The organism is Streptomyces sp. NBC_00080, assembly GCF_045041255.1.
Lineage (GTDB): Bacteria > Actinomycetota > Actinomycetes > Streptomycetales > Streptomycetaceae > Streptomyces > Streptomyces coriariae.
The window spans coordinates 215,468-230,724 of the sequence record NZ_CP108236.1 but is presented as its reverse complement, the minus strand read 5'-3'; the positions used below and the strand labels follow the sequence as shown (position 1 = coordinate 230,724).

The window sequence follows — 15,257 nt, the reverse complement described above, 5'->3', positions numbered from 1 at the left end:
CACGCCACGCGGGGACGGAGGCGGGACCCGGGCGGTCCGGCCGGGTGTAGTGCGGGGGTGTTACGGGCGCCGGATGTGGCTGAGCGCGCTCAGCCGGTGCCGAGTGCGGTGCGCAGGGTGGCGATGGCCTGGCTGATGGCCGCTTCGGCGGCGTGGGTCTCGCGCAGGGCGTTGAGCATGACGAAGTCGTGGATGACGCCCTGGTAGCGGACGGCCGTGACGGGGACGCCGGCCTGGCGGAGCTTGTTGGCGTACGCCTCGCCCTCGTCGCGCAGGACGTCCGCCTCGCCGGTGATGACCAGGGCCGGGGGCAGACCGGTGAGCTGCTCGGTGGTGGCGCGCAGCGGGGAGGCGGTGATCTGGGCGCGCTCGGCCGCGTCGGTCGTGTACTGGTCCCAGAACCACTGCATGGCGTCCCGGCGCAGGAAGTAGCCGGTCGCGAACTGGTGGTAGGAGCCGGTGTCGAACGCGGCGTCGGTGACGGGGTAGAACAGCACCTGCTGGACGAGCGGCACGTCCCCGCGCTCCTTGGCCATCAGGGTCAGTGCGGCCGACATGTTGCCGCCGACCGAGTCACCGGCCACCGCGATCCGGGTGGCGTCCAGGCCCTTTGAAGCGCCGTCGGTGACGACCCAGCGGGCGACGGCGTAATTCTGCTCGATCGCGACGGGGTAGCGGGCCTCGGGCGAGAGGTCGTACTCGGGGAAGACGACGGCGGCGTTCGCGCCGACGGCGAGTTCGCGCACCAGGCGGTCGTGGGTGTGGGCGTTGCCGAAGACCCAGCCCGCACCGTGGATGTAGAGGACAACGGGCAGCGGACCGGCGGCACCGACGGGACGGACGATGCGCGCCCGGACGGTGCCGGTGGGCCCGCCCTGCACGGTCACCCACTCCTCGGCGATCTCGGGCTTGGCGATCTCGCCGGACTGGACCTCATCGACCACCTTGCGGCCCTCGACCGGACCGAGGTCGAACAGATACGGCGGGTTGGCGGTGGCCTCGGCGAATGCGGCGGCGGCCGGTTCCAGTTCGGGGCCGGTGATGTTCTCGGGCATGGGGACTCCTTGGACTGATGCCGGGGCGGCGGCCTCGGCGAGGGATGTGTCCGGCCGTTCGGCGGTCACGAGAACACCATAGCGCTCGATTCAGTCGTGCACAACTTAATCGAGCAAGACATAGTCGAGGGCGCTTGGAATGGGTAGGATGTACCTGGCCGATCATCAGAGGTAAGGACGGCGCTCATGGGCCAGAACACGCGCGACGACGCCGCAGCAGGTTCGCTGCTGCTTCAGGACCAGCTCTGCTTCGCCCTGTACGCGGCCTCGCGGGCGGTCACGACCCGCTACCGTCCACTGCTGGACGAGCTGGGGCTGACCTACCCGCAGTACCTCGTCATGCTGGTGTTGTGGGAGCAGGGCTCGGTCTCCGTACGGGAGCTGGGCACGGCGCTCCAGCTGGAATCCAGCACCCTTTCGCCGCTCCTCAAGCGCCTTGAGGCCGGCGGCCTGATTCGCCGCGAACGACGCGCCGAGGACGAACGCTCCGTCGCCGTACGCCTCACCCCGGCCGGCTCGGACCTTCAGGAGAAGGCCCGCGCCGTCCCGCTGGCCATCGGCGAGGCCATGGGTCTGACCCCCGAGCAGGACGCCACCGCGAAGCACTTGCTCCGCCTGCTCACCGAGAACGTCACCCACGACTGAGGCACCGGGCGCGGCGCGCGCACTCCGGTTCACGAATTGCTCGTGCCAGACGATCGCGCGACACCTCGACGGGGGGATGGCGGAACACCCTCGCCAAGACGGATGGCCTTCCGCCAGTTCTGCGTGGCGAACGAGATGTCGATGCCGTCCGCGTCGCGGTCGGGGATGTAGTTGGCCACAGACCGGTAGCTCGACTGACTCGGCGTCCGTGTCCCGAACCTTGCTGCGGCAGTTTCCTCGTCGGCCATTCGTCCGTTGAACGGAATGTCGGATGTTGGGGCTGCTCTCGGGGGTCTTGTGCGGTTGTTCTTCGTGGACCAGCGCCGAGTCTGGAAGGTGGGTGCGGTCGCGGGGCGGAGCTATGCAGAGCTGAGCGAGCTCTTCGAGCGGCGCCGACTGCCCCGGGGCACCCCGATCCTGCTCGATGACACGATGCGTCCGGTCGAACCGCTGACCAGTTGGTTCCGCGCGATGGGCCTCGCGGGCCGTGATGCGAAGACGATGAAGGCCTACGCGTACACCGCGTTGATGTTGTTCAACTTCCTGGCCACCCGTAGCCGCGATTTCGTCTCGGCGAGCGAGGCGGACCTGCTGGAGTTTCGGTTGTGGCGGCGGGAGCAAGCCGAGGAGACGGTCGGACAGGCCGCTTGGGATCGTGATTCGGCGGCACTCGGCCAGCTCTACGATTACCTGGTCCAGCGTGGTCAGGTCCCTGGGCGGCCGTGGCGCCCCACCGGCCGTACGGCCTCGCTGGGCAGCGGTGTCAGCCGTGACCTGCGTGTGCGCCACATGGAACTCGAGCAGTACCTGTTCTGCCGTGACGTCGGATTCGGGGGGCTGCGGCCGGACGCCAGCCTGGACGGCACGTTCCGTGGATGGTGGCCGCACCGCAACCGTGCCGCGTGCGAGCTGGCGCTGCTGACGGGCATGCGCCTTCAGGAGTGGTCCACCCTGCTGCTGCCCGAACTCGGCCTTGCCGGCGGGCCGAAGCCCACCACTGCGGACGTTGATCTGGCTGCCTGCGCCAAGTACCAGCGCCCGCGCTCGGCGTACGTTCCCCTCGGTGCGATGGCCTTGTTGGACCCCTACCTGCTGCTCGAGCGCCCCCGGATCGTGGCCAAGGCGCAGCGCGTGCTGCGCCGTCGCAGCCGGGAACTGTTCGTCATCCAACGTCTGGAGGCGGACAGCACGAGGATCCGCGGGGTCCTGGACGGGCGCACGGTCACCCGCGTGATCAAGGACATGGATCCTGAGCTGCGGCGCATCGCCGTACTGGAGACCGGGGACGGTCTGGATCCGCTCGCGGTGTTCCTCGGGCAAGGCGGGGCGATGTTGTCGTTCTCCGGCTGGGACCGGGTGCGCTGGCGGGCCTGGGAACGGATGCAGCAGTGGTCGAGCGACCGGGAGGCCCCGGTCCTTCCGCGGCACTGCTGGTGCTATCACGATCTGCGGCACACGTTCGCCCTGCGCCTTCTCATCTACCTCACCCGTGAGGCTCTTGACGACATCAAGGCCCGAAAGCTTCCGATGGCGACGTTGCTGGACCACATGGTCGGCAACCCGCTGCTGGTCGTACAGCGCCGCCTCGGTCACGCCCATCCCGGCACGACCTACCGCTACATCCGCTATCTCAAGGATCCGATGCGGGAGGTCGACGACGCATTCCGGAACTGGGACGCGGCCGGTGGGGCCTCGTACATCGCCATCGCCCGTCATCTGTTGAACCTGGAGGAACCGGGTGCCCCGCAGAGGTGAGTACCGAGGAGGCTTTCCGCCTCCGGCTACGGCAGCATCGCTGAGCACGGCGCCGCGGATCGGCGTGCGCCAGGCAGTGTCGCTGGACACAGGGCGGCGCCCGGTCACCGTGACCTTCGACCCGAGCGGATATGCGTGCTCGCAGCTGGCCGCTGAACTCGCGGATGAGTGGGTGGAGTTGATGGCGGCTGCCGTGCTGTCGACGGGAGCATGCCGCGGGTTCCGCAAGGCCATCAGCGACTTCTGCACGTACCTGGACTCGGCGGAGCCCAGAGCCGCAGAGGCCTCGTTGGCGGCGGTCGAACCCGATCTGCACCATGCGGTCACGGAGTGGATCCGGCTGCTGCCGGCTGCCTACCGAGCAGGTTCGCCCAGCCCGGCCTGGCTCGCCAGCCGGCTTCGGCAGTTGATCGCCCGTCGTATCGCCCACCCGGGCCGCCCGGTGGCCGGACACCTGCATGGCTGGGTGAAGGGTGCGCTCGGCGTGAGCAAGGGGCAGTGCGTCGAAGTCGACGAGTTCAGCCGGGCCGACAAGAAGCAGATCGTCCAGGCAGCTTGGGCGGCCCGGCGTGCGACCGAGGAGAGGATCAAGAAGGGTTGGGCTCTCGCGGCCGTGGGGCGCGACCCGCGGGTCGACGGGTGGGCGGAGCCGGCCAACCTGCTGTGGGCCCTGGCTCACGGGGTGTGGACCTGTGAGGACATCGCGGAGCGTCTCCCACCCCCTGCCCAATGGTCGGCGCCGCTGCGCGAGCTCCTCCCGCCCGGCACCCTGCCGCAGCACACTGTCAACTGCCTGCTGCGGCACCTGGTCGGCATGCTCTACCCGCACAACCTCGACCTGCACAGCTATCGGATCCTGCTGATGGCAGCAACCGGCCGTACGTCGGAGGAAGTCGTGGCACTGCACGAGGATGACATCGAGTACGGCCCCCGCAGTGTGCTGATCGACTTTACGAAGCAGCGAGCTCGGACCACACGCCGTAGCGCGTACAGCACACCGGCTCAGAAGGAAGACCGGGTGCTGCATCCCAGCAACCCCCGCCTGGATGTCGCCGAGCTGACCCGTTCCCTGCTGGCCCTGGCCCGTCCGCTAGCCGAACGCTCCGCCACCACGCCGGTCCCGCTCTTCCTGCGCGCCGCGGTCAGCCACCACACGATGACCGTGCAGTCCTTCCGCGGGACCGGCTCGGGACTGCGGCTCACCGACTGGCTGAACATCCACAACGTCCGCATCGACGGGCCGGCGGACATCCGCCGGCTGCGGAAGTCCGGCAAGGTCGAGAAGGCCCTGACCTTCAAGGGCCGCATCAGCGACATCGCCGACGACCACACCGAGGAGACATTCCGCCGCAGCTACGCCCACGGCACCACGCTGCGCGTCATCGCAGGCCAGGTCATCACCACGGCCCAGCAGCACTGGCTGTCCAAGGCCCTCGCGGGCCCGGTCGTCCTCGACCAAGAACAGTCCCTCCAGGATCCGGAAGCCGAAGCGGCACTGGGGCTATCGGCGCAGGACATCGAGCAGCTGCGAGCCGGTGAACTTGACATGGGCGTCTCCAGTTGCCGCGACCCCTTCACGTCCCCGTTCGGGCGCCCGGGGCAGATGTGCCCGGTCGCCCCGACCCGCTGCCTGGAATGCCGCAATGCGTTCATCCTGCCGTCCAACCTTCCTCAACTTCTCCTGTTCGCCGCCCATCTGGAACAGCTGCGTCACCGGCTCGCCCCGCGCCACTTTCACGCCCTGTGGGGACAGAGCCAGGCCAACCTCACCGAAGTTCTCGGCCTGCGTACCGGCGCCGAGATCTCCCGGGCCCGCCAGCGCATCGCCGACGAGGGCCTGACGCTGCAACTCCCCATCTCCTCACAGGCGGAGTTCGACGTATGAGCGGCCAGCCGGCCCCATCCGGCCGCCCCAGCGTCTTCGCGGACGACGAACCGGTGCTGCAGTCCCTGCCGTTACTGCCCAGGGCACGTCCACCCTTGTTCGGGGAGACGCAGACCTGGGACTTCAACGACGTACTGCGCCGCCCTGCCCGGCTCGTGCCCGGGCAATGGCGTCTGACGCTCATGCAGCTCACCGAGGTGCAGAACCTTCTCGCCCGCGAGCTGGCAATGATCGAGTTCAACCCACGCCATCCCAAGATCCTGGCCCGAGGGCTCCATCTGCAGCCTCGGCCACGCAAAGTCGGCACGGTACAGCGGCACGTCGGCATCCTGCGCGCACTGGCTACGTTCGGAGCCGGCGAAGGCCTGCCCCAGGACTTCGGCCACTGGTCAACAGCCGACTTCCACCGCTACCTCACCGACCGCCGCGAACACCTTGACCTGACCGCGGTCCGGCCCCACATCCTGACCATCAAGCTGCTGCACCGACTGGCGCCCGCGCTCACTCACGGCGGGCTCACCGCGGACCCGTGGCCGGGACAAACCGGTGCCCAGGTACTCGAGCTGTCGCGCAACAGGCCGCTACGAACGCCTGTCATCCCGCCGCAGACCTGGTTTCCCCTCATCCACTCTGCCTGGACATACATCGACACCTTCGGGCCCGACATCCTGCGGGCCCGCGCCTACTGGCGGGACCTTCAAGCAACCGCCCGTCCCGTCCCTCTACCCGAGGCACGCCAGCTGTGCGAGAAGTGGCTGGCCGACCCCTCCCACCGCATTCCGGTGTGGCTGGCGAACGACATGACGCGGAACAAGAACGCCACCACGACCGTGAACTGGTCCGTGCTGGCGGCGATGATCGGCGTCGCGCAGCCCACCACCGTCTTCGCCGCAACCGCACCGCACGGACGCCAACTGCGCGCGCGTGCCGAGGAACTGGCCGCCGAGGGGCGTACGCAGAGTGGTCTGCTCTGCGACCTCACCCAGGTCGACCGGCCGGACGGCACCGCGGGGCCCTGGTGCATGAGCCTCTATCCGCAGCGCCTTTGGATCGAGTTCACAGCGCTGCGCAATGCGGCTCTGGTGTTCGTCACCGCGCTATCGATGATGCGGGACAGCGAGGTCCGGGAAATCCTCAAGGACTCGGTCGTCGAGCACTACGGCAGCCCGGCGGTGAAGTCGACCCTGCACAAACTCACCCCCAACCTCCCCGTCAAGCACTGGTGGATCATCGAACCGGTCGCCCAGGCCATCCAGACGGCCGCCGAGCTCTCCGTACACGACACGCTCGCCTTCGCCTCGGTACAGGCCAAGTCGCCCATCGCCCACCTGGACAGCTGCCAGGCGATCACGAGCTTCCTTCAGCACGTCAATCGCCACCGGGACATCACCGGTCTGCCGGCCATTCCCGGGCAGAAGCTGAGCCCTCACATGTTCCGACGCACCATGGCCATGCTCACCCGGGACTTCCCCGGATCGGAGATCGCCGTCGGAATGCAGCTCAAACACGCCGCAACGCGCGCGCTCGCCAACACCACCACCCAGGGCTACACCGAACCATCCCCCGCCTGGGCCAGCCACCTCACCACCGCCATCAGCGAGCGCCGCTTCGAGCAGCTCAAGGAACTCTTCGACGCCGACGGACGAGGCGAGAACATCGGCTACGGCCCGGGCGCTGACCAGCTCCGCGGCGCCTTCGCCACCGTACGAACCCAGGCCGAACACCTCCGCGCCAACCAGAAAGCCCGGCGCGGAGATCTCCGGGTCGAGTACGGCCTCCTCCGCCAAGTCCACCTCACCGTGCGCTTCGGCAAGCTCAACCACTGCACGATGGACGAAGCCAACCCCGTCGGCGCCAAATGCCTTGAGGACGCCGTCGTCCCCCAAGGACATCAAGGCCCTCTCATCGACCGGTGCCAACCCGCCCGCTGCGCCCGCAGCATCATCGCCCCCGCGCACCTGCCGATCTGGACCGCCGAGCGAGCCTCCATCCAGGATCTGCTAGCCACCCCCAGGCTCCCGGCCAATCGCCGCAAGCAACTGACCGAGCAACTCAACGAAGTCGATCACGTCCTGCGAAGGACCACCTCATGACCTCAGCCGAGCGTCCGAACGTCTCACCCCGCACAGAACGCGCTCTGCGCGACGCCATGGAACGGCTCTTCGCCGGCCGCCCAGCCCGCACCGACGGCAAACTCACCAAGAACAACCTCTGGCGGGAAGCCGGCGTCAGCCGCGCCACCATGAACCGCGCCACGAACGTGCTGGCCGACTGGGACAACCGCATCGGGCACAGTCCAGCCCGTGCTCAAGACCGCAAGCACGCCGAGACCATCACCGCACTACGCCAGCACCTCCGCAAAGCCCGGACAGACCGCGACCATCTCCAGGATCAGGTCGACGCCGCAGCAACCGTCATTGCCGCCCTGTACGCCGAGAACGCGGCGCTCCGTGAGCAGATCTCGAGCCAGTCGGCGACCGTCGTATCTCTTACGCCACGACGGTGACCCCGCTCGTCATCGAGCTCAGTCGGAGATGCGCCCGCTGTCTCGTGAGACATCTAAAGATCTGGAGAACCTTGGGAGCGGTGGCCGAGCCGCCGCAGGTCGGCGGAGCGGGTGCCGGCGGGCTGGAGATCGGCGTAGGGGTGCAGCCGGGCCCCGGCCGTGCCATCGGCGAGGGTGCGCTGCGGCTGGGCCGGGGTGGGGGCCAGGCCGGTCTGGCCGAGGAGGTCGAGGGCGGCCTGGGGGCCGTGGTCGCGGCGGGCGGCGGCCACCTCGTCCAGGTCCCAGGCCATCTCGCCGACGACGGTGCGGCGCGGGCCGCGGGCCTCGACGGTCCCGCGTACCAGCAGCAGGCCGGAGTGGAACACGGTGTGTGCGCAGGCTTCGTGGGAGTCTTCGAAGAAGGCGATGTCGACCAGGCCGGAGCCGTCCTCGAGCGTGGTGAAGATGACGCGCTGGCCGGACGGGATCGGCGGGGTCTGTGTGGAGGCTCGAACGCCTGCGACGAGCACCTTCTGCCCGGGCACCATGCGGCGCAGGTGGGCGGCGTCGGTCGCGCCGAGCTCTCGCAGCAGCCGGTGGTGGTGCTCCATCAGGTGCCGGCTCACGTCGATGGAGAGGGTGTCGAGTTCGGCGCCGAGCTTGTCGCGGCTGGTCATGTCCGGCAGCCCGCTCGGCTCGGCGGTCACCAGTTCGCCGCCCAGCGGCAGCTGCCCGTCTGTGGTGGTGCGGTTGCGGGACTGCCGGTGCAGTTCGGTGGCCTGCAGCAGCAGGTCCCGCCGGGTCAGGCCGGGGGAGAGGGCGTCGAGGGCGCCGATGCGGATCAGGCGCTGCGCGAGCGGCAGCGACGGGCGGGCGCGCAGCCACAGGTCCTGAAGTCCGGTGTAGGGCTGGCCCGCCACCAGACGGGCGACCTCGGCTTCGCTGATGCCCTTGATGGTGGAGAAGGCGAGCCGCACGGCCCAGCCCTGTTCGGTCTCCTCCACGTTGTGGTGGGCGTGGGAGTGGTTGACGTCGACGGGCAAGACGGGCACGCCGTGGCGGCGGGCGTCGGCCACGATGACCCGGCGCGGCCACATCCCCGGATCGTGCTCCAGCAGTCCCGCGTACAGATACGCCGGGAAGTGCGCCTTCAGATAGGCGGACTGCAGAGCGGGGACGGCGAAGGCGACCGCGTGGGCGCGGCAGAAGCCGTACGCGCCGAAGGAGGAGACGATCTCCCACACCTCGTCCAGGACGTCCTTGGTGTAGCCGCGTTCGCCGGCCGTGCGGCGGAACCAGGTCTCCACGTTCGGCAGCCGGTCGGGGTCGGCCAGGGCGCGGCGGGCGATGTCGCTGGCGGCGCGGTCGCAGCCGGTCATCCGGGAGAGGATCGCGATGATCTGCTCGTGCCAGATGACGACGCCGTAGGTGTCGTTGAGTACCGGTTCCAGGTCAGGGTGCGGATACGTGGGGGCAGCGCCGTGCCGGGCGGCGATGTACAGCGCCGGCATGCCCCCGGAAACTGGTCCTGGACGGAAGAGGCTGATGTCGGCGACGACGTCCTGCATGTGCCGGGGCTGGAGGCGGCCCACCAGGTCCTGCTGGCCGGGGCTTTCGAGCTGGAAGAGGCCGATGGTGTCGGAGGCCCGGATCATCTCGAAGGCTCGCTGGTCGTTGAGGTCGACGTGGTCGGGATTGTCGAGGTCGATCGCGCGGCCGGTGGTGCGGCGGATCTCGGCGACCGCGTACGCCATCGCCGACTGCATGCGCACCCCGAGCACGTCGAGCTTGAGCAGCCCGAGATCTTCGACGTCCTCCTTGTCAGCCTGCACCATCGCGTAGCCGGCCGGCGTCGGCTGCACCGGCAGCCGCTCCAGCAGCGCCGCGTTCGACAGGATCACCCCGCACGGATGCATGGCATAGCCGCGGGGCAGCGCGTCCAGGCCCTCGGCGAGCTCCCACAGCGGCCCGAACTTCTCCGCCCGCGCGGAGAGCTGCCGCAGCTCCGGCAACTCGGCCAGGGCGGAGCGGATGTCCCGAGCGCGGATATGCGGGAAACTCTTCGCGACATCGCCGATGACCTGCGGCGGGATGCCGAGTGCGAGCCCGGTATCGCGCAGGGCGTGCCGGGCACGGTAGGTCTCGGGCATGCCAGTGACCGCGGTCCGCTCCCGCCCGAACCGCTCGATGATCGCGTCATACACCTCCAGGCGCCGCTCGGACTCCACGTCAAGGTCGATGTCCGGCAACGACGTACGCCGCTCACTGAGGAAACGCTCGAAGAGCAGCCGATGCTCGAGGGGGTTGGCCGTGGCGACGAACAGCGAATGGTTGACCATGCTCCCGGCCCCGGAACCGCGCGCGGCGACCCGGATCCCCAGCGCCCGGGTGTCCGCCACCACCTGGGCCACCGCGAGGAAATACCCCTCGAAGCCCAGGCGGCCGATGACGTCCAGCTCGTAGTCGAGCTGCCGTCGCGAGCGCTCATCGCGGTCCAGGCCGCGGGCGACCATGCCGGCCTCGCACCGTTGCCGCAGCAGCCGCATCGCCGAACCGCGCTCGCTGCTGGCGCCGACGACGGACGGTTCGGGGAAGTGCGGCCGCCCCAGCCCCAGGTCTGCCGGGGTGAGCGTGCACGACTGGCCGGTGGCCTCGGTCTCAGCCAGCAGCCGTCCGGCCCGGGGCCGGTCATCGCCAACAGCCCGGGTGATCCGCTCGGCCACTGCCGTCATCGCGGCCGGGTCCTTCAACCACCGCTCGCCACCGTCCAGCCGACGCCGGTCTACGGGCCGCAGCAGACGGGCCGCGTCCAGGACATCGGCCAGCCGGTGCTGGCCGGGATCGGCGTAACGGACCGCGTTCGTCAGCACCACCCGCACCCCGAGCTGATCGGCCAGACCCACGGTGCGCGCGGCCAGCCGCAGCGAACCCGCACCCGTGCCCTGACCTCCCAGATACACGCCCTCCAGCCGCAGCCGCTCCCCGGCCAGCTCCCGCCACGGCGCGAGCAGCCGCTCGGCGACATCGGGACGGCCCGCGGACAGCGCCCGCACCGGCTCGGAAGACGGACCGAGCTGCACCACCAGGTCCTCGTCGGCGTACGCGCGCAGAACAGGCCAGGACACGACGGGCAACGTGCCGTCAGCCTCGGCATGCGCGGCCGACACCAGACGGCACAGCCGCGCCCACCCAGCCGCGTTCTGCGCGAGCAGGGTGATCCGCAACGGCGGCTCGATCACGTGCGCGCCACCACGTGCGGGCGTACGCGGCCGTCCGGCAGAGGGTCCTGGCGGGGTGAGCGGGGCGACGGCTACGTCGACACCGAAGACGGGGCGAATGCCGGCGGCCGCGGCGGCTTTGGCGAAGCGGACGGTGCCCGCGACGGTGTCCCGGTCGGTCAGCGCGAGCGTCGTCATCCCACCCTCAGCGGCCCGCTGGACCACGGCCGCGGGAAGAGAAGCGCCGTAGCGGGCGGAGTAGCCGGACGCGACGTGCAGATGAGTAAATCCACGTCCCCACACCTCCAGCCTTTCGCTTGCCCCTCCCTGACCTGTGACCTCTCCAGGTATCCACCATAACGCTTAATCGCGCAACTGTTCGATTTCAGGGTTCGATGCCACCTCCCCGCGTATGGCTAGCCTTCGCGCGAGGATCAACCACCCGTGGCGTGCCGTGCGTCACTTGTCGCAGGCGGGGAGATAGTTGCCGGAGAAGCACCCTGCCCGGCTGCTTGAGGGTGTCGTGGCCGCAGAGGTCAGCCCACACTCGCCAGCTGGTCGCGCGCGACGGCGAGGAGGATCATCGACAGACTGGCGTGAAATTGAGAGAAGGGCACGATGACGACCTCGTATCTCGTCTGATTGAGGTTCGAAGGTGACGGGCCGGCCGTAGAAGGCGAGTGGGCGCTGCCAGGCCCCGCTGAGGACCGGTACACGGAGTGGGTCGGGCTCTACACCAAGGACCCGAAGGTCGAGGTCCACCTCATCGAGAAGACGGGTGCCCGGGAGCGGGCGCTTCGGACGTGGACGGCGCAGGGCGAGAACACGCTGTAGGACATGCGCGTCCGGCGAGGTGTCGGAGCCCCCGGCACGACCGACATAGGATCCGTCGTCGTGGCACACACATTCGACGAACTGGTGGAGATGCAGAGACTGGCCGACGAGGCGCACAGCCGGGTCCTGGAACTGGGAGATACCTACGGCCGGCCCACGGCGACGCCGTGGACTGCGCAGCAGACCGAGACATACGAGACGGCCTGGCAGCACTGGCGGGATCTGGCCGCGCAGGCCCAGGCCGCCGTCACCGCCCACGCCAAAGAGCAGGACAAGCCCCGCTTCGGCATCGAAGCTGCCGTACGGGCCAAAGCCTGGCATCCGGAGCAGGCCGCAGCCTAGAGCGGCAAATCCGCTCCGCGGGCAGCTCATGCGGAGAAGCGATCCGCCGGCACCGCCGGGTGGGCTCAACCGCCGACGACGAATACCGTGCCCGCCGAGGATGGAGCTGCGCGCCAGCAGTCCAACCCTGCAACGAAGCAGGGAAGACGAAGTGCGCCGCTGAAGGCGCGCGCCTCAGCCCCTTACCCCGGTCGTACGGCACTCGTCTTTGTGGCGAAGTCCGGCCAGGGCGTGCACGCCGCCGGGAGGAGGGTCCTGGCGCGACGCCTACGTCCCCTGACCGCCCCGCGCGCCGCTTGAGTTCCCTGCGTTAGCGCCGCGGTTCGGGGAGTTCCCCGGGCTTGACGGTCACGATCTCCACGCCGGTGCAGCCGGCGGTTTCAAGCGCGGCCTTCTGCTGCTGGGCGCTGGGCTCGTCATAGGCGACGGCGGAGCCGCGGGGCACGCCGTCAGTGTCGGTCCAGGTGAGTCCGAAGTTCTGCATGGTGATCGCCATGGGTGCATCTTCACTGGTGGCACTGACATCGCATACTTCCGGCCGCGATCTATCCCGCTGGCTGGATTGTGGTGCATGGTGTGCCGGTGGGATCCCGCTTCACCCCCGGGTGGATCCCCCTTGCTGGGCCCTGCCGTCCCGTGGGCGGCGGGGCCCGCCGCGCCTCCCGGCTCCCCACCGGGAGGCAGACGGCTTCCTGGTGGCCCAGGTGACCGAACGCTGGGGTACCCGCTACACGCGCGAGGGCAAGACCGTATGGACCGAACAAGCAGTGACCGGCCCGCCCACCTGACCGGCCGTGCCGGGGTTCCGGCGGGCACAGGGGCGTGGAGCGCGCTCTGTACGGGGATGAGAGCGGCCTCCCGTGCCCCCGCGTACGAGCGTGTCGCGTATACGACGGGCATGGGCACAGGCCTGTCCGCGGGGCGGGCGCGGCTCTGCCCGCCGTCGAGGGTCATTCGGCTGCGGCGAGCAGCCGTGCCTCGCTCTCCTCGTACAGCCGCTGGTTCTCGTGGCTGTCGGCTGCGCGGTTGCGGTGGTCCAGACGGCTGCCGAGCCAGCCCGCCAGATAGCCGAACGGGATGGAGACCAGCCCGGTGGACTGCATGGGGAACAGATGGAAGTCCGCGTCGGGGAAGACGGCGGACGGCGTGCCCGAGACGGCCTTGGAGAAGATCATCAACAGCAGGGCGCAGGCCGCGCCGCCGTAGAGGGTGGCGAGCAGGCCGGTGCGGGTGAATCCCCGCCAGAACAGGGAGAACGTGAGCGCGGGCGCCACGGCAGAGGCGCCTATGCAGATGGCCAGCGTGGTCAGCACGCCGACGTCCCAGTGCTGGACCAGGGTGGAGAGCACGATCGCCACGGTTCCCACGACCACGCTCGTCCACGCCGCCACCGTCATCTCCGTGCGCGGTGGCGCATGTCCCCGCCGCGCCGCGTGGGCGAACAGGTCGTGGGCGAGCGACGAGGCCGCGGCCAGGGTCATCCCCGCGACCGACGACAGCAGGGTGATGAAGACCATGCCCGCCACGGCCGAGTAGAGGATCGTCGTGGCTGCGGAGCCCGGGGCTCCGCCGAGCGCCTGCGACAGCATGAGCAGCGACGTTCTGCCGTGCGGGTCCGCCGCGGTGATGTACCGCGACCCCACCAGCGCCGCCGCGCCCGTCCCCATGACGATCACGAGCAGGCAGAACGTGGTGACTGTGCCGACCGCCCACGACATGGAGCGGCGCACGGCCGGCACGTCCTGCGCGGAGTACAGACGCATCGTGATGTGGGGCAGACAGGCCACGCCGAGGACCACGGTGATCTGAAGACCGACGAAGTCGAGCCGGTCGACGGTCGAGGTGCCCAACTGGAGGCCCTGCTGGAGGAAGGCGGGGCCTGCGCCGCTGCCGTGCTGGGCGGCCCTGAGGACGTCGCCGGGGTTCCAGTCGAAGCGGTTCAGTACGAGAGCGGCGACGACGAGACTGGTGCCGAGCAGCAGGATGATCTTGACCATCTGGATGAGGGCGGTGCCTCTCATGCCGCCGATCGCCGCATAAATGATCATCAGGCTGCCGACGATGACGATGCACGCCGTCCTGGCGCCCGCCACGTGCGGGATGTCCAGGATGAAGGTGAGCAGCGACCCGGCCCCGGAGAGCTGGACGACCAGGAAGGGCAGGGTCGCCGAGAGCGTCACCACGCAGGCCGCTATCCGCACAGGTCGTCCCGGCATGTTGCGGGCCAGGACGTCACCCATGGTGAACCTGCCCGCGTTGCGCAGGGGTTCGGCCAGCAGGAACATCAGCAGTACCAGCGACAGGGCGGTGCTGACCGCGAGGACATAGCCGTCGTATCCGGCGAGCGCGATGATGCCGGTGGTGCTCAGCACCGTGGCGGCCGAGATGTAGTCGCCCGCGATCGCCAGACCGTTCTTGAGCGGGGTGAGCGAGAGGTAGCCGGTGTAGAAGTTCGTCAGGTCGTCGCGGTCCGGCCCCGTCATGACGCACATCATGAGTGTGACGGTGACCAGCGTGGTGAACAGGACCAGGACGGTGGCCTGTGCTCCGGAGTCGTTCATCTCGTCACCCCCGCGTTCCGGCCGGTGGGGACCGCGCGCTCTCGGACGGCCCGGGCCAACGGATCCACCGAGCGTTGCGCGCTGCGTCCGTACCAGAAGACCGCCACGAAGGTGACGACGAGCTGGAAGACCCCCAGGGCCATTCCCAGGCTCAGCTCTCCGGCGACCGTGGCCCCCATCAGCCCGGGCGCGAAGCAGGACAGCACGACGTACACCACGAAGGAACCGAGCGCGGCGAGCGTGGCGGTTCGACGCAGCCGACGGTAGGCCGAGCGCAGAACGGCGAGGTCGGCACCGGGCTGATGAGCCTCGTGCTGCCGGTACGACTCGTACGACCCGTCCCCGGGGACGTGCCCGTACGAGTCGTACCGGGGGACGTCGCGTCCGTATGTCCGGGGTTCGGAGTACGGCGGCGGCCATCCGGCCGGCGCTGACGGGGGATAGCGGTTCTCGTCGGCGTATGTCATCGCCTGGCCT

At 69.5% G+C, this 15,257-nt stretch carries 12 protein-coding genes; 7 read left to right on the top strand and 5 right to left on the bottom strand.

Going from position 1 to position 15,257, the window contains the following annotated elements:
• Positions 1-89 precede the first annotated feature (89 nt).
• On the bottom strand, positions 90-1,055 hold the full coding sequence (locus tag OHU34_RS44730; protein ID WP_142270047.1) for an alpha/beta hydrolase: 966 nt from the start codon (positions 1,053-1,055) through the stop codon (positions 90-92).
• A gap of 186 nt (positions 1,056-1,241) precedes the next feature.
• Here OHU34_RS44730 and OHU34_RS44725 point away from each other — a divergent pair, with 186 nt between their 5' ends.
• The 5 genes from OHU34_RS44725 (at position 1,242) to OHU34_RS44705 (ending at position 7,846) form a co-directional block, all read left to right on the top strand.
• The gene (locus OHU34_RS44725; RefSeq protein ID WP_200840097.1) at positions 1,242-1,700 is read left to right on the top strand and encodes a MarR family winged helix-turn-helix transcriptional regulator; all 459 of its coding nucleotides are present in this window, start codon (positions 1,242-1,244) and stop codon (positions 1,698-1,700) included.
• Between the two features lie 312 nt (positions 1,701-2,012).
• Complete coding sequence (locus OHU34_RS44720) at positions 2,013-3,455, top strand: site-specific integrase (RefSeq protein ID WP_142270046.1); 1,443 nt, start codon at positions 2,013-2,015, stop codon at positions 3,453-3,455.
• A 64-nt stretch (positions 3,456-3,519) separates the two neighbouring features.
• On the top strand, positions 3,520-5,340 hold the full coding sequence (locus OHU34_RS44715; protein ID WP_142270045.1) for a hypothetical protein: 1,821 nt from the start codon (positions 3,520-3,522) through the stop codon (positions 5,338-5,340).
• Positions 5,337-7,433: a hypothetical protein gene (locus tag OHU34_RS44710; RefSeq protein WP_235034753.1), complete on the top strand. Its 2,097-nt coding sequence runs from the start codon at positions 5,337-5,339 to the stop codon at positions 7,431-7,433. The genes OHU34_RS44715 and OHU34_RS44710 overlap by 4 nt, the downstream gene beginning before the upstream one ends.
• Positions 7,430-7,846 carry a hypothetical protein gene (locus OHU34_RS44705; protein ID WP_142270044.1) on the top strand — a complete coding sequence of 139 codons (417 nt, stop codon included), beginning with the start codon at positions 7,430-7,432 and terminating at the stop codon, positions 7,844-7,846. The genes OHU34_RS44710 and OHU34_RS44705 overlap by 4 nt, the downstream gene beginning before the upstream one ends.
• A gap of 53 nt (positions 7,847-7,899) precedes the next feature.
• Here the strand turns inward: OHU34_RS44705 and OHU34_RS44700 are convergent, their stop codons facing one another.
• Positions 7,900-11,346 (bottom strand): DNA polymerase III subunit alpha, encoded by a 3,447-nt coding sequence (locus OHU34_RS44700; RefSeq protein ID WP_142270043.1) that lies wholly within the window; start codon positions 11,344-11,346, stop codon positions 7,900-7,902.
• A 339-nt stretch (positions 11,347-11,685) separates the two neighbouring features.
• Here OHU34_RS44700 and OHU34_RS44695 point away from each other — a divergent pair, with 339 nt between their 5' ends.
• Complete coding sequence (locus OHU34_RS44695) at positions 11,686-11,877, top strand: hypothetical protein (protein ID WP_142270042.1); 192 nt, start codon at positions 11,686-11,688, stop codon at positions 11,875-11,877.
• A gap of 60 nt (positions 11,878-11,937) precedes the next feature.
• Positions 11,938-12,219 carry a hypothetical protein gene (locus tag OHU34_RS44690; protein ID WP_405772699.1) on the top strand — a complete coding sequence of 94 codons (282 nt, stop codon included), beginning with the start codon at positions 11,938-11,940 and terminating at the stop codon, positions 12,217-12,219.
• A 310-nt stretch (positions 12,220-12,529) separates the two neighbouring features.
• Here the strand turns inward: OHU34_RS44690 and OHU34_RS44685 are convergent, their stop codons facing one another.
• From OHU34_RS44685 to OHU34_RS44675, 3 genes are all read right to left on the bottom strand, one after another.
• The gene (locus tag OHU34_RS44685) at positions 12,530-12,715 is read right to left on the bottom strand and encodes a hypothetical protein (RefSeq protein ID WP_331733554.1); all 186 of its coding nucleotides are present in this window, start codon (positions 12,713-12,715) and stop codon (positions 12,530-12,532) included.
• A gap of 454 nt (positions 12,716-13,169) precedes the next feature.
• The gene (locus OHU34_RS44680; protein ID WP_142270039.1) at positions 13,170-14,780 is read right to left on the bottom strand and encodes a cation acetate symporter; all 1,611 of its coding nucleotides are present in this window, start codon (positions 14,778-14,780) and stop codon (positions 13,170-13,172) included.
• A complete protein-coding gene (locus tag OHU34_RS44675; RefSeq protein WP_331733550.1) occupies positions 14,777-15,247 on the bottom strand; it encodes a DUF485 domain-containing protein in 471 nt (156 codons plus the stop codon). The genes OHU34_RS44680 and OHU34_RS44675 overlap by 4 nt, the downstream gene beginning before the upstream one ends.
• Positions 15,248-15,257: the final 10 nt, after the last annotated feature.